The organism is Pseudomonas soli (assembly GCF_021283165.2).
In the GTDB taxonomy this organism is placed as follows: Bacteria; Pseudomonadota; Gammaproteobacteria; order Pseudomonadales; family Pseudomonadaceae; genus Aquipseudomonas; species Aquipseudomonas soli.
Genome location: NZ_CP128543.1, coordinates 4358117 through 4375317 on the forward strand (window position 1 = coordinate 4358117; position 17201 = coordinate 4375317).

The 17201-nt window shown below is 63.3% G+C and carries 15 protein-coding genes; 1 reads left to right on the forward strand and 14 read right to left on the reverse strand.

All coding sequences use genetic code 11. The features are described 5' to 3' along the window. Positions 1 to 263 precede the first annotated feature (263 nt). The 13 genes from astE to acs all read right to left on the reverse strand — a co-directional run bounded on the left by astE (position 264) and on the right by acs (position 14857). A complete protein-coding gene (gene astE / locus LU688_RS20145; protein ID WP_094011870.1) occupies positions 264 to 1271 on the reverse strand; it encodes a succinylglutamate desuccinylase in 1008 nt (335 codons plus the stop codon). Positions 1272 to 1281: 10 nt separating this feature from the next. Then, entirely contained in the window at positions 1282 to 1572 is a 291-nt protein-coding gene (locus LU688_RS20150) for a hypothetical protein (RefSeq protein ID WP_011534960.1), read from the reverse strand. A gap of 14 nt (positions 1573 to 1586) precedes the next feature. Beyond that, on the reverse strand, positions 1587 to 2936 hold the full coding sequence (gene astB, locus LU688_RS20155) for an N-succinylarginine dihydrolase (protein ID WP_094011869.1): 1350 nt from the start codon (positions 2934 to 2936) through the stop codon (positions 1587 to 1589). Between the two features lie 23 nt (positions 2937 to 2959). Then, positions 2960 to 4423 carry a succinylglutamate-semialdehyde dehydrogenase gene (gene astD / locus LU688_RS20160; RefSeq protein WP_094011868.1) on the reverse strand — a complete coding sequence of 488 codons (1464 nt, stop codon included), beginning with the start codon at positions 4421 to 4423 and terminating at the stop codon, positions 2960 to 2962. Further along, the gene (astA, locus tag LU688_RS20165) at positions 4424 to 5452 is read right to left on the reverse strand and encodes an arginine N-succinyltransferase (protein WP_094011867.1); all 1029 of its coding nucleotides are present in this window, start codon (positions 5450 to 5452) and stop codon (positions 4424 to 4426) included. A gap of 55 nt (positions 5453 to 5507) precedes the next feature. Continuing rightward, positions 5508 to 6527: an arginine/ornithine succinyltransferase subunit alpha gene (gene aruF / locus LU688_RS20170; protein WP_038706573.1), complete on the reverse strand. Its 1020-nt coding sequence runs from the start codon at positions 6525 to 6527 to the stop codon at positions 5508 to 5510. A 140-nt stretch (positions 6528 to 6667) separates the two neighbouring features. Beyond that, positions 6668 to 7888 (reverse strand): aspartate aminotransferase family protein, encoded by a 1221-nt coding sequence (locus LU688_RS20175; RefSeq protein WP_038706574.1) that lies wholly within the window; start codon positions 7886 to 7888, stop codon positions 6668 to 6670. Between the two features lie 328 nt (positions 7889 to 8216). Continuing rightward, a complete protein-coding gene (gene argR / locus LU688_RS20180; RefSeq protein ID WP_094011866.1) occupies positions 8217 to 9197 on the reverse strand; it encodes a transcriptional regulator ArgR in 981 nt (326 codons plus the stop codon). A gap of 102 nt (positions 9198 to 9299) precedes the next feature. Next, positions 9300 to 10064 carry an ABC transporter ATP-binding protein gene (locus LU688_RS20185; RefSeq protein ID WP_023630946.1) on the reverse strand — a complete coding sequence of 255 codons (765 nt, stop codon included), beginning with the start codon at positions 10062 to 10064 and terminating at the stop codon, positions 9300 to 9302. 22 nt (positions 10065 to 10086) lie between these two features. After that, the gene (locus tag LU688_RS20190) at positions 10087 to 10785 is read right to left on the reverse strand and encodes an ABC transporter permease (RefSeq protein ID WP_094011865.1); all 699 of its coding nucleotides are present in this window, start codon (positions 10783 to 10785) and stop codon (positions 10087 to 10089) included. After that, positions 10782 to 11471, reverse strand: a complete 690-nt coding sequence (locus LU688_RS20195) for an ABC transporter permease (protein ID WP_023630944.1) — start codon at positions 11469 to 11471, stop codon at positions 10782 to 10784. The genes LU688_RS20190 and LU688_RS20195 overlap by 4 nt, the downstream gene beginning before the upstream one ends. A gap of 90 nt (positions 11472 to 11561) precedes the next feature. Further along, positions 11562 to 12347 carry an ABC transporter substrate-binding protein gene (locus LU688_RS20200; RefSeq protein WP_023630943.1) on the reverse strand — a complete coding sequence of 262 codons (786 nt, stop codon included), beginning with the start codon at positions 12345 to 12347 and terminating at the stop codon, positions 11562 to 11564. A gap of 548 nt (positions 12348 to 12895) precedes the next feature. After that, positions 12896 to 14857, reverse strand: a complete 1962-nt coding sequence (gene acs, locus LU688_RS20205) for an acetate--CoA ligase (RefSeq protein ID WP_038706576.1) — start codon at positions 14855 to 14857, stop codon at positions 12896 to 12898. Positions 14858 to 15264: 407 nt separating this feature from the next. On the opposite strand from acs, the gene LU688_RS20210 reads away from it, so the two are divergent. Beyond that, entirely contained in the window at positions 15265 to 15519 is a 255-nt protein-coding gene (locus tag LU688_RS20210; protein WP_023630669.1) for a DUF2790 domain-containing protein, read from the forward strand. A gap of 94 nt (positions 15520 to 15613) precedes the next feature. On the opposite strand, the gene LU688_RS20215 is transcribed toward LU688_RS20210, so the two are convergent. Continuing rightward, positions 15614 to 17173: a sigma-54-dependent transcriptional regulator gene (locus tag LU688_RS20215; protein WP_094011864.1), complete on the reverse strand. Its 1560-nt coding sequence runs from the start codon at positions 17171 to 17173 to the stop codon at positions 15614 to 15616. Between the last annotated feature and the right edge of the window lie 28 nt (positions 17174 to 17201).

Consider the following 17201-nt stretch of genomic DNA (forward strand, 5'->3'; position numbering starts at 1 on the left):
GAAACGACGGCAAAGGGCCGCATTATATCGGTCCTGCAGTCTCGGTGCAGTGTGTTTATGCGATAGAAACCGTCGATTGGACGGCTTGCAGGGCTAAAGCAATTAAAAACGGCATGACCGCGATGCTATCGCCAGCGTTTCGCTACTGGCAAGCCAATTACGGTCCCGGGGCAGGGAAAATTAACAGGTTGGTGAATTAAAAGAATTTCATCACCGAAGGGATCCAAAATCGCAGGCGCGGGCTTGCCCCGCGCCTACGGGTATCAGGCCAGGCGTTGCCCCGAATCCGGGACGATCAGGATGCCGGCGCGCAGCCCGTTCTTCACCTTGGGGTTGGGGAAGATGATCCGTGCGCCCTCCTCCTCCACCACCCAACGCGTCTCGGCCAGGTCCTCGGCCAACAGATCGCCCTTTTTCAGCTCGGAGAAGTTTTCGATGTCCGCCGGCAGGTGCAGGCGGAAACTGTCGCTGTGCTTGATGATCTCGCGGGCGACGCTGAACAGCTTGAGGCCATCCAGGGACTGCTCGATCTGCGGCTCGGTATCTTCGATGAGCTGGATCAAGCGCGCTTCGAGCTTGTCGAGGTTGACCTCCTCGTTCTGCCCGAACGGGCGGGCCTTGCCGAGCTCCAGGGTGAAGGCCTCGGCATCGAGCTGCTCATAGGTGAAGGCGCTGAAGGTGATCGACGACTTGCTCTGCAACAGCACCGCCTCCATACCGGCCGCCGCCAGACGCGCCAGCTCTCGGCGGGAGTGCTGGCGGCCTTCCTTGTAGGGATACAGCGCGAACTGCTCGATCTTCGACCCACGAATGGCGGTATGCAGGTCGTAATGCAGGCGGGTGCGCTCGGGTTTGCTGAAAAATACCCGGGCAAACTGCTCGAGCTCTGCGGCACGCAATGCCTCGAAGCCACTGGACAGTTCATGCCGGCCATTGAACAGCCGGTTGATGTCCTGCTCGATGAAACGCTCACCCTTGCGGATCGCCGCCGGGTTGCCAAACAGGAACAACACCCGCGCACGTGGCTTGATCTTGCCGTTGGCCACGCCGTGCAGCAGCCTTTCGAGCAACTCGATCGGCGCTGTCTCGTTGCCATGGATACCAGCCGACAGCAGCAGGTCGAGCCCGCAATCCTCACCTTCGGGCGGGCGCACTTCCAACGCACCCTCCCCCAGCCAGCGCAAACGCACGCCCCGGGTGGTCACTTGGGTCTTCTCGGCCGGTTCGTGATCGGTCAGGGTCAGCTCAAGCAGTTTGCCAAGGGCGAGCATAGGCGCTTCCTTAGTGGTGGTGGCCGCAGTCCGGGCCGTGGACGTGGTCGTCGTCACCGGCGACATCGGCCGGCTCCATTTCCAGTTGCAGGCTGACCAGGTTGGTGGCCATCGGGCGCAGCAGCAGGTTGGCGTACTCGGTGTCGTCTTCCTCGACATCGACGCCGATCAGCAGCTGGCCGCGACCGTCCTGCTGGATCCACACCTCCTTGCCTTGCCAGACCACCGCAAAACGGGTGCACGAGGTTTCCAGCTGGGTGCCGTCTTCATCTTCCAGGATCAGGCGCAGGGCGTCGGACATTGCAATTTCTCTCTTCAAGGTTGGCGTTGGAACGGATAGACCGAACCCAGCTTGAGGATCTGGGTCAGTTCATCCAGTGCCGTGCGGCATTCCACCAGCAACTGCGGGTCGGCCAGGTCCGCCTCGCCGAGGCGATCGCGGTAGTGCTTGTCGACCCATTGCACCAGGGTGTCGTACAGCGGGGCGGTCATGATAACGCCTTGGTTCACCGCCGCCAGTTCGTTTTCCTTCAACGCCACGCGCAGCCGCAGGCAAGCCGGGCCACCGCCGTTCTGCATGCTCTGCTTGAGGTCGAACACCTTGACCTCCTTCACCGGACCGCCCTGGCTGGTCAGTTGCCCCAGGTACGCCCAGACCCGCTCGTTGTTGCGGCACTCTTCCGGCACCACCAGCAGCATCGAGCCGTCTTCGCGACTGAGCAGCTGGCTGTTGAACAGGTAGGAACGCACCGCGTCCTCCACCGTCACCGCCGCACGCGGCACGCAGATGCCCTGGAAGCGGCCACCCTTGCTGGCCAGTTTAGCCTGCAGCTGGCCAAGCACCGCATCGGTCTCGAGGAAGGCGTCCTCGTGGTAGAACAGCACTTCGCCATTGCCTACCGAGATCACGTCGTTGTGGAACACGCCCTGATCGATCACTGCCGGATTCTGTTGAGCGTAGACCACGCCATCATCGCTCAGCCCATGCAGGCGGGCGACGGCCTGGGAAGCCTCCAGAGTCTGGCGCGCCGGATACTTCTGCGGCGCGGGGTAGCGGCTGTCGAAGGCGCTGCGGCCATAGACGAAGAACTCCACCCCCGCTTCGCCATAGGCACGGCAGAACCGCGTATGGTTGGCCGCGCCTTCGTCACCGAACTGCGCCACGGCCGGCAAGGCCTGGTGATGAGCGAAGTGCTTGTCATCACTGAACATGGCGCCCAGCACCCGACTGGTGGTCGGGTACTCGATGCTACGGTGGTACTTGCAGTTGAGATTGGCGGCGGTGAAATGCACACGACCATCAGCGGTATCGGCGCTGGGGCTGACGGTGGCGGCGTTGGCCACCCACATGCTCGACGCCGAGCAGCTGGCGACCAGCAGCGGCATGGCTTCCTTGGCGGCACGCTGGATCACTTCGGCATCATTGCCGGTGAAACCCAGGCGGCGCAATGCGGCCACATCCGGGCGCTCCTGCGGGGCCAGCACGCCCTGCTTGAAGCCCATTTCCATCAGCGCCTTCATCTTCGCCAGGCCCTGGCGCGCCGCCTCGCGCGGGTTGGAACCCTGCTGGCTGTTGCTCTGCGAGGCCACGTTGCCGTAGGACAGGCCGCCGTAGTTGTGGGTCGGCCCCACCAGGCCATCAAAATTCACTTCAAAGGATTTCATCGGCAAGGCTCCGAGACCTGTTGTTATAGGGTGACGCCCGGCGTCAGGGTCGCCGGCAGTACGAGGTTCGCGGTCTCCAGCGAAGCCACGGGGTAGGCGCAGTAGTCCGCCGCGTAGTAGGCGCTGGCGCGGTGGTTGCCGCTGGCACCGACACCACCGAACGGCGCGCTGCTGGCAGCACCGGTGAGCTGCTTGTTCCAGTTGACGATGCCGGCGCGGCTGCGCAGCCAGAAGTGCTGGTAACGGGCATTGGAGTCCGACAGCAGGCCGGCGGCCAGGCCGTACTGGGTGTTGTTGGCTTCCTCGATTGCCGCATCGAAATCGGCGTATCGGATCACCTGCAGCAATGGGCCGAAGAATTCCTCGTCCGGGCGCCCGGTCACAGCAGTGACGTCGATGATGCCGGGGGTAAGCAAGGCGGCGTCAGCCTGCGGCTGGGTCATCTCCAGCAGCGCCACGGCGCCCTTGCCGAGCAGTTCGGCCTGGGCCGCCAGCAATGCGCGGGCCGCCTGCAGCGAAATCACCGACCCCATGAACGGCGCGGGCTGCTGATCGAAGGCGCCGACACTGATGCTGCGGCTCACCTCGACCAGGCGTTGGATCAGCGCGTCACCCCAGGCGCCCTGCGGTACCAGCAGGCGGCGGGCACAGGTGCAACGCTGGCCGGCGGAGATGAAGGCCGATTGGATGATGGTGTACACCGCGGCATCCAGGTCCTTGACCTCGTCAACCACCAGCGGGTTGTTGCCGCCCATCTCCAGGGCCAGGATCTTGTCCGGGCGGCCGGCGAACTGCTGGTGCAGCAGGTTGCCGGTACGGCTGGAACCGGTGAAGAACAGGCCGTCGATACCTGGGTTGGCGGCCAGCGCCACGCCTGTCTCACGAGCGCCCTGGACCAGGTTGAGCACACCAGCCGGCAACCCGGCCTCGATCCAGCACTGGACCGTCAGCTCGGCAACCTTGGGAGTCAGCTCGCTGGGTTTGAACACCACGCAGTTGCCCGCCAGCAGCGCCGGAACGATATGGCCGTTGGGCAAGTGGCCGGGGAAGTTGTATGGGCCGAATACCGCCACCACGCCATGGGGCTTGTGGCGCAGTACGGCAGTGGCGTCGGCCAGCGGACCGCTCTTCTCGCCGGTACGCTCGCGGTAGCTCTGCACCGAGATGGCAACCTTGTTGACCATGCTGGTCACTTCGGTGGCCGATTCCCACAGCGGCTTGCCGGTTTCTTCGCCAATGCAGCGCGACAACGCCTCGGCATTGGCCTTGAGCTTCTCGGCGAAGGCCTCCAGAACGTTAATACGCGCATCCAGGCTCAGCGATGCCCAGGCGGGGAACGCCTGGCGGGCAGCCTGCACGGCATTCTCGACCTGCGCGGCATCGGCGCCCTGCCCTTGCCAGATCACCGCCTGGGTGACGGGGTTGAGCGACTGCAGGGCTTCGCCCTGGCCAGCCAGCCACTGGCCGGCAATGTAATGCGTATTCATTTACTGGGCCTCCCGACCGGCGGACAGTGGCACGGCACGCACGTTGTCGCCGGCGCCCAGGCGCAGGCGCTTGGCGGTCTGCGGATCGACCACCAGGGTGCCTGCGGCCAGGCGCGCCGGCGCGGCCGTGATGCGGCAGTCTTCGCGCTTGCGGTTGTGGATGATGAAAGGGGTGGCGTCGTCGCCTGGTGTACCAACGGCCAGCACCAGGGTCTGGCTATCACGCACGGCGCGGATCTTCGAGGTCTCGCATTCGATTGCGGGGCCTGCGTCGAAGATGTCGACGTAGCCCTGGTAGTTGAAACCTTCACGCTTGAGCATGGCCAACGCCGGCTCCGTATCGGCATGCACGCGACCAATGACGTTGCGCGCCGCTTCCGAGAGGAAGCAGGTGTACAGCGGAAACTTGGGCATCAGCTCGGCGATGAACGACTTGTTGCCCACGCCGGTGAGGTAGTCGGCCTGGCTGAACTCCATCTTGAAGAAGTGCCGGCCCAGGCTTTCCCAGAATGGCGAACGACCTGCCTCGTCGGACATGCCGCGCATCTCGGCGATGATCTTGTTGCCAAACAGTTGCGGGAACTCGGCGATGAACAGCATTCGCGCCTTGGACAGCAGACGCCCGTTGAGCCCGCTGCGGTAATCGCTGCGCAGGAACAGCGAACACAGCTCGGAGTTGCCGGTCAGGTCGTTGGCCAGGAACAGCGTGGGAATCTCGCGGTAGATGTTCAGCTCCTGGGAAGCGCTGACGGTCAGGCCGACCCGATAGTTGTACCAGGGCTCGCGCAGGCCGACAGCGCCAGCGATGGCGCTGATGCCGACCACCAGGCCCTCGTCGTTCTCCAGCACGAACAAGTAGTCGGTATCGCCGCGCTCGGCTTCGCCGCGGAAAGTCTTTTCCGCCCAGCCAACCCGCTGGCCGAGGCGCTCCTCATTGGCAGGCAGCGTCGTCAGCCCGGTGGTACCGGTGCTGCGGGCCAACTCGATCAGCGCGGGTAAATCGCTGCTGCGTACAGGACGAACGATCATGCTATCTCCTTGTGCGGCGGTCTGTGCCTGCCGCAAAACTCTCTGTTGCGGCGGTTCAGACCGCGACCAGGCGCACACTGGCGCCCTCGCCGACACCCAGGGCCTCGGCAGCTTCGCCGCTGAGGCTGACCGGCTTGCCCGGCACCCAGTCCAGTTCCAGCAGCACCGCGCGGTAGTCCTGCAACTGGCCATTGCACACCAGGTACGGACGGCCGCCCTTGACCGACGCGCCGTCTAGCTTGACCGGCACCACCCGGCTCTGGGCGATGGAGCGGATGCCCGAGGTACGGGCATGCAAGGTAGGTCCGCCGTCGAAGATGTCGATATAGTGCTCGGTCTCGAAGCCTTCGCGCATGAGAATGTCGAAGGTGATCTGCGCCCGCGGATGCACCTGGCCCATGGCTTCCTGGGCGGCGTCCGGCAACAGCGGCACATAGATCGGGTAATGCGGCATCAGTTCAGCCAGGAAAGTGCGGCTCTTCAGGCCGCACAGGCGCTCGGCGTCGGCATAGTTGAGGTCGAAGAAGTTGCGGCCGATAGCGTCCCAGAACGGTGATTCGCCCTGCTCGTCGCTGTAGCCGACGATCTCGGTGACCACCGACTCGGCGAAGCGCTCCGGGTGCGAGGCCATGAACAGCAGGCGGCCACGCGAGTTGAGTTCGGCAAAGGCGCTGGTCACCAGCTCCGGCACCACGTAGAAGCTGGTCAGCAGGCTGTTACCGGTTAGGTCGTGGCACAACGACAGGACGTGGATCTTGTTGTGGATCTTCAGCTCGCGGGAGGCGTGCACGAAGGTCTCGTTGCGGAAGCTGTAGAACGGCTCGGAGTAGCCGGCCGAGGCGACGATGGCCGAGCAACCGACCAGCTCGCCGGTGGCGCTGTCCTCGAGCACGAAGAAGTAGCTCTCCTCGCCGTTGAAGCTGACCTCGGCGGCGAAAGAGGTTTCCGACGCGGCGATCTTGTCGCCCAGGCGGCCAGCATCGTCCGGCAGCGAGGTGACACCAATGGGGCTGTCGGCAGCCATGCGCTGCACTTCGTTCAGATCAGCCATTTGCGCGGGGCGCATCACCAGCATGGTGTCACTCCTTTCGGGAAAGCGCACCGATCAACTCGGCACGAAAAAACGGCGGGCACGCGCCACTACCTGCAAGCAGGTGCCCGCACTGGAATCAGGTATCGCCGGCCTCGCTAGAGGCCGGCGACAGAACCGCAGGATCAGCCCTGGGTCAGTTTGCGCACAGCGCGCTCGAAGCGCTCCAGGCCTTCATCGATATCGCTGTCCTCGACCACCAGGCTCGGGGCGAAGCGCACGACATCGGGGCCTGCCTGCAGAACCATCACACCTTCCTTCTCGGCGGCGTTGAGGATGTCCTTGGCCTTGCCCTTCCAGGCGTCACTGAGCACGCAGCCGATCAGCAGGCCGACACCGCGCACCAGGGTGAACAGGCCGGTATCCTGGCCGATCTTCTCCAGGCGGGTCTTGAAGCGCTCATGTTTGGCCTTGATGCCCGCCAGGGTTTCCGGGGTGTTGACCACATCGAGCACGGCGCAGGCGACGGCACAGGCCAGCGGGTTGCCGCCGTAGGTGGTGCCGTGGGTGCCGACGGCCAGGTGCTTGGCCAGGTCGCTGGTGGTCAGCATCGCGCCAATCGGGAAGCCGCCGCCCAGGCTCTTGGCGCTGGTCAGGATGTCCGGGGTGACGCCGTAGTGCTGGTAGGCATACAGCGAGCCGGTACGGCCGACGCCGGTCTGCACTTCATCGAAGATCAGCAGCGCATTGTGCTCGTCGCACAGCTTGCGCGCGCCTTCCAGGTAGGCCTTGTCGGCCGGCACCACGCCGCTCTCGCCCTGGATCGGTTCGATGACCACGGCGCAGGTCTTGTCGGAGATCTGCGCCTTCAACGCTTCCAGGTCGTTGTACGGCACGTGGCTGATGCCGGTGATCTTCGGCCCGAAGCCGTCGGAGTACTTGGGCTGGCCACCGACGCTGACGGTGAACAGGGTGCGACCGTGGAAGCTGTTAACGGTGGCGATGATCTCGTGCTTCTCGGGGCCGAAACGGTCATGGGCGACACGGCGGGCCAGCTTGAAGGCGGCCTCGTTGGCCTCGGCGCCGGAGTTGCAGAAGAAGGCGCGCTCGGCAAAGGTCGCGTCCACCAGCTTGTGCGCCAGGCGCAGGGCCGGCTCGTTGGTGAACACGTTGGAGACATGCCAGAGGGTATTGGCTTGCTCGGTCAGCGCCTTGACCAGCGCCGGATGGCAGTGGCCGAGTGCGTTGACCGCGATGCCGCCGGCGAAGTCGATCAGCTCGCGCCCGGACTGGTCCCATACTCGGGAGCCCTCGCCTCGCACAGGAATGAAGGCCGCCGGGGAGTAGTTGGGAACCATGACCTGGTCGAAATCGGCACGTTGCACCGGGGCTTGCTCAACGGACATCTGAGTCTCCTGAAGAGGAACGCTGGCCTGGAAGTGGCGAGCGATGAAGGGATTGTAAGGACTGATCGGCGCCTGTCCTTGCTGCCAGGCGACAACTTGTTACAGCGCCAAACCGAGTTTTCACGCGGTTTTCGGCAATGCGACAAACAGTGTCGCAATCGCGCAGTGTAACGGCAGCAGGGGGTGGCGGGGAGATGCTCGGTGAGAATTGGGTGAACGGGTGTTCACATATACAAATCGCATCGCGGGACAAGCCCGCCCCCACCAGCAATACACTGCGCGGGAGCCGGCTTGCCCCACGCTAGCGTCTTCGCTGGCAGGGAGGTCTTCAGCCGCGCTCGGCCGGCGCCGAACTCAGCTCGAACGGGCTGCTGTTACGTCGCTGGTTACGGTCTTCGCGCGGCGTGGCGCCGAAGAAATTGCGGTACGCGCTGGAGAAATGCGGCCCGGAGGAGAACCCGCAGGACAGGCCGATCTGGATGATCGACTTGCTGGTCTGCATCAGCATCTGCCGCGCCTTGTTCAGGCGCAGCTCCAGGTAGTACTGGCTGGGCACGCGATTGAGATACTGCTTGAAGATCCGCTCCAGCTGGCGGCGGGACACGCACACATGCTGGGCGATCTCGTCGGTGGTCAGCGGCTCTTCGATGTTGGCCTCCATCAGCAGCACCGCCTGGGTGAGCTTGGGGTGGCTGGAGCCCAGGCGGTTCTGCAGCGGGATGCGCTGGCGCTCGCCACCTTCGCGAATGCGCTCGACCACCAGCTCTTCCGACACCGCGCCGGCCAGCTCCGCCCCATGGTCCCGGGCCAGCACCGCCAGCAGCAGGTCAGTCACCGCCATGCCGCCGCAGGCAGTCAGGCGATCGCGATCCCAGTCGAACAGATGGCTGGTGGCGATCACCTTGGGGAAGCGCTCGGCAAAATCATCCTGCCAGCGCCAATGCACCGCGGCGCGGTAGCCGTCGAGCAGGCCCAGCGCCGCCAGCGGATAAACCCCGGCCGACAAGCCACCGATCATGCAACCGCTGCGCGCCAACTGCTTGAGCGCGGCGGACAATGCCGAACCGATCGCCGCCGGCGGCTCATCAGCCAGCAGGAACAGCTTGTGATAGCCCTCCAGGCGTCCGACCCACGCTTCGCCCGGCAGGCGCCAGGCGCCCTCCTGCCCAGCCTCGGCTTGCAGGAAGGACATTGTGTAGACCACATCCGGATGCACCCGCTGGGCCACCTGCAACACCTCTTCGGCCAACGCCAGGGTCAGCGGCTTGGTGCTGGGCCAGATGAGAAATCCGATTCGCTGGGTGGTCATAGGGCGTGGTCCGAAACCTGAAAAGGAGGGTCGCGCTTGTGGCGCCGGGGCATGCTGCGTGCGTTGCGCAGCATGCCCCATCATGGTGCAAAAGTGCAGCCTTTACTTCAGGCTGCCGGAAAGGAACTGCTTGAGGCGCTCCGACTGTGGATTAACCAGCACTTCACGCGGGCAGCCCCGCTCTTCCACCAGGCCCTTGTGCAGGAACACCAGCTGGTTGGAAACCTCGCGTGCAAAGCCCATCTCGTGGGTGACCACTACCATGGTGCGGCCTTCCTGGGCCAGAGATTGCATGACCTTGAGCACATCGCCCACCAGCTCCGGATCCAGCGCCGAAGTCGGCTCGTCGAACAGCATCACCTCCGGTTCCATGGCCAGGGCGCGGGCAATGGCCACACGCTGCTGCTCGCCACCGGACATGTGCCCGGGGAACGCGTCCTTGCGGTGGGATACGCCAACCTTGGCCAGGTAGTGCTCGGCCTTCTCCAGCGCTTCCTTCTTGTTCACGCCCAGCACGTGCACCGGCGCCTCGATGACATTTTCCAGCGCAGTCATGTGCGACCACAGGTTGAAGTGCTGGAACACCATCGACAAGCGCGAACGCATGCGCTGCAGCTGTTTCGGGTCGGCAGCCTTGAGCGCGCCATCCTTGCCGGCGACCAGCTTGAGCTCTTCGTTGTTGAGCAGGATCTTGCCCGCGTGCGGCTGCTCCAGCAGGTTGATGCAACGCAGGAAGGTCGATTTGCCCGAACCGCTGGAGCCGATGATGCTGATCACGTCGCCTGCCTTGGCTTCGAGGGAGACGCCCTTGAGCACCTCATGGCTGCCGTAGCGCTTGTGCAGGTCTTGGATTTGGAGTTTGTACATACTGTCGGATCTCACAGAGCGGTCAGTGCTTGCGCGGCGCCAGGTAACCGAGCCAGCGGCGTTCGGCCATCTTGAACAGGCGCACGAGGATGAAGGTCAGGCACAGGTAGAACACGCCCGCCGTGATGTAGGCCTCGAAAGGCAGGTAGTACTGGGCGTTGACCGTGCGCGCGGCACCGGTGATGTCGATCAGGGTGACGATCGACGCCAGGCTGGTGGTCTGCAGCATCATGATCACTTCGTTGCTGTACTGCGGCAGCGCCCGGCGCAGCGCTGAAGGCAGCAGGATGCGGCGGTACATCTTCATGCGCGACATGCCGATGGCCTTGGCCGCCTCGATCTCGCCATGGGGCGTGGCCTTGAGGCTGCCGGCGATGATCTCGGCGGTGTAGGCGCTGGTGTTGACGGCAAAAGCCAGGCAGGCGCAGAAGGTCGCGCTGGACAGCCACGGCCAGAAGATGCTCTCGCGCACCGCCTCGAACTGGGCCAGGCCGTAGTAGATCAGGAACAGCTGCACCAGCATCGGCGTGCCGCGAATGACGTAGGTGTACAGCCAGGCGCTGATGTTCACCAGCGGCTGTTTCGAGACGCGCATCAGGCCCAGCGGGATGGCCGCCAGCAGGCCGAACAGCAGCGACAGCGCCAGCAGCTTGAGGGTGGTCAGCAGACCGCCCAGGTACAGCGGCATGGCTTCCCAGATGACGTTGTAGTCGAAGATCATAGTTCAGCCGCCTTGACGCCCACCGAGTAGCGCTTCTCGAGATACTTCAGCGCCAGCAGCGAGACACTGGTCAGCACCAGGTACAACGCCGCCACCGCGAGGAAGAAGGTGAAGGGTTCGCGGGTGGCGTCCGCCGCCTGCTTGGCCTTGAACATCATGTCCTGCAGGCCGACCACCGAAATCAGCGCAGTCGCCTTGGTCAACACCAGCCAGTTGTTGGTGAAGCCCGGGATCGCCAGGCGGATCATTTGCGGCACCATGATGCGGAAGAACACCTGGACACCGCTCATGCCGTAGGCCGCGCCCGCCTCTGCCTGGCCCTTGGGGATGCCGAGGAAGGCACCGCGGAAGGTTTCCGACAGGTACGCGCCAAAGATGAAGCCCAGCGTGCCGATGCCAGCGACCAGGGGATTGAGGTCAATATAGTCGTCATAGCCGAGCAGCGGCGCCACCCGGTTGAGGATGTCCTGGCCGCCATAGAAAATCAGCAGGATCAGGACCAGGTCAGGGATGCCACGGATCACCGTGGAGTACAGGTCCCCCAGCCAGGCCAACCAGCGCACCGGCGACAAACGCAGCGCCACGCCGATCAGGCCGAGGACGATGGCCAGGGCCATCGACGACAGGGCGAGCTGCAGCGTCAGCCACGCCCCGTCGAGGATGACTGCCCCATAGCCTTTCAACATGATTCGAATTCCTCAGGGCTTGGGAATGAAAAATGGTGCAAACCTCAGAGATTCTGCTGTTTGCACCATTGCACAGGTGAAACTCGATGGTTACTTCGAGTCTGGACCGTAGATGTCGAAGTTGAAGTACTTCTTCTCGATCTCTTTGTATTTGCCGTTGGCGCGGATCGCGTCGATGGCGGCGTTGATGCGCTCGGCGTTGGCGGTGTCGCCCTTGCGCACGGCGATACCGACGCCATCACCGAAGTACTTGGTGTCGGTGAAGGCCGGACCGACGAAGGCAAAGCCCTTGCCAGCATCGGTCTTCAGGAAGCCGTCCTCGAGCAGGGTGGCATCGGCCACGGTGCCGTCCAGGCGGCCGGCGGCGACATCCAGGTAGATTTCGTTCTGGGTACCGTAGGGCACCACGGTGGCGCCTTGCGGGGCCAGGACTTCCTTGGCGAAACGGTCGTGGATCGAACCGCGCTGCACGCCGATCTTCTTGCCCTTGAGCTCAGCCAGGCTGTCGCTGACGGTGGTGCCTTCCTTCATCACCAGGCGCGCCGGGGTCAGGTAGTAGCGCTTGGTGAAGTCGACCGACTTCTTGCGGTCGTCGGTGATCGACATGGACGACAGGATGGCGTCGATCTTGCGCACTTTCAGTGCAGGGATCAGACCGTCGAACTCCTGCTCGACCCAGGTGCACTTGGCTTTCATCTGTTCGCACAGGGCGTTGCCGATGTCGTAGTCGAAGCCGGCGAGGCTGCCATCGGGCTGCTTGAAGGCGAAGGGTGGGTAGGCGGCCTCGATACCGATCTTCAACGGCTTCTCATCGGCCTGCGATACCAGGGAAAACACGGAAAGCGCCAAGGCGCCAAGCAGTGCGAGCTTCTTCATCAGGTAACTCCATCGGTACGGGGCAATACAAGGCAGTTGTAACAGCTGCCCGATATGCGAATGGGTACAGCGCGAGCCGCGCAGGTTTCGACCAAGGTCGCAGACCACGAGCGAGTGAGTGGCATTCTAGCGACAGCCCGGTGGTCGATATTTCTTCAAAGCGACAACTAATTACAGAAGCGCCAGGAACCGCGGCGGGCGATATTGACAGCTCCCGCGAGATATGCAAGAGCAAAAGAGAAATAACCTATACCCAAAGCAATAAGCGGGCCCATTATTGGCAAAGCCTTGTATTCCGGCAAGCGCAGCGTGCGAGCCTGCACGAAACGCTCGCAGAATGCACCCATTTGGCATACAGATGTTTCCACAAGCCCCGCATTTGGGCGCAATCGGTGACAGCGACGGTTACCGATGACTCTCGGAGTAACAGTTTGTATCAGTAAAGCAAAAACCCCGCCGGATATGGGCGGGGGTTTTTGTGACAGCCTCATCGCGAGGCAAGCCCGCTCCCACGACCGTCAGGAGCCGACTTGCCGCGATGGTTCGACTCAGGCCGAAGCCAGGCTCATCGCCTTGTGGGTATCGATCAGGTGCTGCACCACCCCTGGATCGGCCAGGGTGGAGATATCGCCCAGCGCATCGTACTCGCCAGTGGCAATCTTGCGCAGGATGCGGCGCATGATCTTGCCCGAGCGGGTCTTCGGCAGCCCCGGCGCCCACTGGATGACGTCCGGCGAAGCGATCGGGCCGATCTCCTTGCGCACCCAATTCTTCAACTCGAGGCGCAATTGCTCGTTCGATTCCTCGCCGGCGTTCAGGGTGACGTAGACATAGATGCCCTGCCCCTTGATGTCGTGCGGCACGCCCACCACCGCCGCCTCGGCGACCTTCGGATGCGCCACCATCGCGCTCTCGATCTCGGCGGTGCCCATGCGGTGGCCAGAAACGTTGAGCACGTCATCCACGCGGCCGGTGATCCAGTAGTAGCCATCTTCGTCGCGACGGGCGCCGTCACCGGTGAAGTACATGCCACGGAAGGTCTTGAAATAGGTGTCGACGAAGCGGTCGTGGTCGCCGTACAGCGAACGCGACTGGCCCGGCCAGGAATCGAGGATCACCAGGTTGCCCTCGGCGGCGCCGTCGATCAGGTTGCCCAGGTTGTCCACCAGTGCCGGCACCACGCCGAAGAACGGACGGGTCGCCGAACCCGGCTTGAGCCCCGTGGCGCCCGGCAAGGGGCTGATGAGGATGCCGCCGGTCTCGGTTTGCCACCAGGTATCGACGATCGGGCAACGTTCCTTGCCGACTGTCTTGTAGTACCAGTTCCAGGCTTCAGGGTTGATCGGCTCGCCCACCGAACCCAGCAGGCGCAGGCTGGAGCCATCGGCGCCGGCGACCGCCGCCTCGCCCTCGGCCATCATGGCGCGGATGGCGGTCGGCGCGGTGTAGAGGATGTTGACCTTGTGCTTGTCGACGATCTTCGACACGCGGGTGATGTCCGGGTAGTTCGGCACACCTTCGAACAGCAGCGTGGTCGCACCATTGGCCAGCGGGCCATAGACGATGTAGCTGTGGCCGGTGACCCAACCCACGTCAGCGGTGCACCAGTACACTTCGCCCGGGCGATAGTCGAACACGCGCTCGTGGGTCAGCGCGGCATACACCAGGTAGCCACCGGTGGTGTGCAGCACGCCCTTGGGCTTGCCGGTGGAGCCGGAGGTATAGAGGATGAACAACGCCTCCTCCGCACCCATTTCTTTCGGCGCACAGTGGCTGGAGGCGACCTTCATCAGGTCTTCGTACCAGATATCGCGGTGCTGGTGCCAGGCGATGTCGCCACCAGTGCGCTTGCACACGATGATCTTTTGCACGCTGCTGGTTTCAGGGTTGGTCAAGGCCAGGTCGACATTGGCCTTGAGCGGGGTACGGCGGCCACCACGCAGGCCTTCGTCGGCGGTGATCACCACCTTGGACTTGCAGTCGATGATGCGGCCGGCCAGCGCCTCGGGCGAGAAGCCGCCGAACACCACCGAGTGGATCGCCCCGATGCGCGCGCAGGCCAGCATGGCGACCACGGCCTCGGGGATCATCGGCATATAGATGGTGACCACGTCACCCCGGTGCACGTCCTGGCCACGCAGGGCGTTGGCGAACTTGCAGACCTGCTCGTGGAGCTCACGGTAGGTGATGTTGCGATGCTCGGAAGGGTCGTCGCCTTCCCAGATGATCGCCAGCTGGTCGCCGCGCTCTTCGAGGTGGCGGTCCAGGCAGTTGTAGGAGACGTTCAGAGTGCCGTCGGCAAACCATTTGATATCGACATGGTGGTCGTCGAACGAGGTCTGCTTGACCTTGGTGAAGGGCTTGATCCAGTCAAGACGCTGGGCCTGCTCGCGCCAGAAGCCGTCCGGGTTGATCACCGATTGCTGGTACATGGCCTTGTAGGTGGCCTCGTCGGTCAGGGTACTGGCCGCAACCTCGGGACGAACGGGATACAGTGGAGCCGCACTCATCTGTGTTACCTCGGTGTAATAGTTGTTTTTGTATGGAAGCGTTTGTAACTGTACCAGAGCGACAAAGACCATTCGACGTTGGTAGTAACGCGACGAACCGTCAGCCCACGAATTTACAGCAACCGCTCTAGCGCATGGCATCCAGCCATCGCCGGCGGCAAAAGGCAGCGCTTTGCCAGTGATTGTTACAGATTCTGTCAAAAGACTTTATCAAAACCCGCTCTGTTTCAGCCCGGACCACCCTCCTAGAATTCACCTCGCCAGCAACGGCAACGCGATTAACTTGGAAACAGCCCCCACGAAGGCAACGTTAATCCGCACCTTATCCTGATAGTTGAAACTTAGTTGCACTCGCGGCGCCACAAGCGCCGCGCGCCCCCTCACGACCTTAGACAGGTAAATTGAAAATGAAAGCTTTACTGGTATTGGTACTTGGCGGTTTTTGCGGCGCGGCACTGGCCGGCGAAGCAAAAGATGTCGAGCAGATTCCGGTTGAACAGTACAGTTATTCGCAGCACCTGGATATCGCCCGCGTCATCTCCATGAGCGAAGTGCCGAACGTCTGCGAAGTGGTGCCTGCGCGCATGACCTATGAGGACTCCCAGGGCCAGAAGCACATTCTCGAATACCGCGTGATGGGCAACGGTTGCTCCAACGGCTGAGACCATAGGCTTATCGCGAGGCAAGCCCCTCCCACCACTGCATTCGTGTGTGGGCTTGCCCCGCGATCAATTCAAGCCTCGATAAACTTCCAGATTATTCCGCCGACTTGTTCAGCGAATAATCTCGCAACTTGTTGGCAATGGTCGTATGGGAAACGCCTAATCTTTTCCCCAGCGCCCGACTACTTGGAAATTCACTCATCAAACTTTCCAATACCGCCCTTTCAAACCGCCCGACAATTTGCGAAAGATCGCCATCCAGGGAAAACTCGCCCAACGGTTGACGCGCGCCATAATCCGGCAAGCGGATATGTTCGCTCTTCACCACCCCGCCTTCGCACAGTGACACTGCCTGGAACAACACGTTTTCCAACTGGCGCACATTGCCCGGCCAATGATACTGGCCGAGTTTTTCCATCGCCGGCGGCGCCAGGCGCGGCAGCGGGCAGCCGATCTGCCGACTGGCCTGGTCGAGGAAATGCTGCACCAGCCCTTCCAGGCCATCCATGCATTCGCGCAGCGGCGGGATGTGCAGCGACAGCACGTTGAGGCGGTGGTAGAGGTCCTGGCGGAACTCGCCACGGGCGCACAGTTCGGACAGGTCGACCTGGGTCGCGCAGATCACCCGCACATCCAGGTACACCTCTTCGTCGCTGCCGACCCGACGGAAACAGCCATCTTGCAGGAAGCGCAGCAACTTGACCTGCAAGCGCGGGCTCATCTCCCCCACCCCGTCGAGGAACAGCGTGCCGCCGGCCGTCAGCTCCAGCAGCCCCAGCTTGCCCTCGGCCCGCGCGCCCTCGAACGCCCCCGGCCCATAGCCGAACAGCTCGGTCTCGGCCATCGACTCGGGCAGGCCGGCGCAGTTGAGCGCCATCAACGGCGCCTGGCCACGCGGGCTGGCCAGGTGACAGGCCCGCGCCAGCAGCTCCTTGCCGGTGCCGGTCTCGCCCTCGATCAGCAGCGGTGCGTCCAACGGCGCCATGCGCCGCGCCTCGCGCACCACGGCGGCCATTACCCGTGAGCTCTGGAAGATGCTGTCGAACCCACGCAACTCCTGCTTGCGCACGTTGTAGATGCGCTCACCGATACGGTCCGCGCGGTGCAAGGTGATTACCGCGCCGGCCAGGGCTTCACTGTCGTCATGCTCGGACTGCAGCGGTGCGATATCGGCCAGGAACACATCGCCCTTGACCTTGATCCGCAGGCCGTTGATCCGCGATTTGTTGGCCCGTATCAGCTCCGGCAGGTCGAAGTCCTCGACATATCGCGACAGCGGAATGCCCGGCACTTCGTCCACCCGTACGCCGAGCAGCTGCGCCGCGCCACGGTTGGCGGCGACGATGCTGCCGCCCATGTCGATCGACAGCACCGGGAAGTCCAACGCCCCCAGCAGCGCATTGAGCTCCATGTGCCGGCGCTCGCTGGGCATCAGGCCGACGCGCTTGACCCCGAACACCCCGGCGATCGACTCGAACTTGGGCCGCAGGGCCTGGAACTGCAGGTTGATCAGGTTCGGGCAGTGCAGGTAGATGGCATTGCCATGGTCTCCCCCCACTTCGCCGCGCAACACGTTGATCCCGTACTCCACCAGCAGGTTGAGGATGTCCCGCAAAATGCCGATGCGGTTCTGGCAATGCACTTTGATGCGCATGAAGGCTCTCTAAGGGGCCGAGTTTTTG

Coding starts and splice junctions, on each gene's coding strand:
- astE (WP_094011870.1), bottom strand. CDS start 1,271: ATGCTCGCCCTTGGCAAACTGCTTGAGCTGACCCTGACCGATCACGAA.
- LU688_RS20150 (WP_011534960.1), bottom strand. CDS start 1,572: ATGTCCGACGCCCTGCGCCTGATCCTGGAAGATGAAGACGGCACCCAG.
- astB (WP_094011869.1), bottom strand. CDS start 2,936: ATGAAATCCTTTGAAGTGAATTTTGATGGCCTGGTGGGGCCGACCCAC.
- astD (WP_094011868.1), bottom strand. CDS start 4,423: ATGAATACGCATTACATTGCCGGCCAGTGGCTGGCTGGCCAGGGCGAA.
- astA (WP_094011867.1), bottom strand. CDS start 5,452: ATGATCGTTCGTCCTGTACGCAGCAGCGATTTACCCGCGCTGATCGAG.
- aruF (WP_038706573.1), bottom strand. CDS start 6,527: ATGCTGGTGATGCGCCCCGCGCAAATGGCTGATCTGAACGAAGTGCAG.
- LU688_RS20175 (WP_038706574.1), bottom strand. CDS start 7,888: ATGTCCGTTGAGCAAGCCCCGGTGCAACGTGCCGATTTCGACCAGGTC.
- argR (WP_094011866.1), bottom strand. CDS start 9,197: ATGACCACCCAGCGAATCGGATTTCTCATCTGGCCCAGCACCAAGCCG.
- LU688_RS20185 (WP_023630946.1), bottom strand. CDS start 10,064: ATGTACAAACTCCAAATCCAAGACCTGCACAAGCGCTACGGCAGCCAT.
- LU688_RS20190 (WP_094011865.1), bottom strand. CDS start 10,785: ATGATCTTCGACTACAACGTCATCTGGGAAGCCATGCCGCTGTACCTG.
- LU688_RS20195 (WP_023630944.1), bottom strand. CDS start 11,471: ATGTTGAAAGGCTATGGGGCAGTCATCCTCGACGGGGCGTGGCTGACG.
- LU688_RS20200 (WP_023630943.1), bottom strand. CDS start 12,347: ATGAAGAAGCTCGCACTGCTTGGCGCCTTGGCGCTTTCCGTGTTTTCC.
- acs (WP_038706576.1), bottom strand. CDS start 14,857: ATGAGTGCGGCTCCACTGTATCCCGTTCGTCCCGAGGTTGCGGCCAGT.
- LU688_RS20210 (WP_023630669.1), top strand. CDS start 15,265: ATGAAAGCTTTACTGGTATTGGTACTTGGCGGTTTTTGCGGCGCGGCA.
- LU688_RS20215 (WP_094011864.1), bottom strand. CDS start 17,173: ATGCGCATCAAAGTGCATTGCCAGAACCGCATCGGCATTTTGCGGGAC.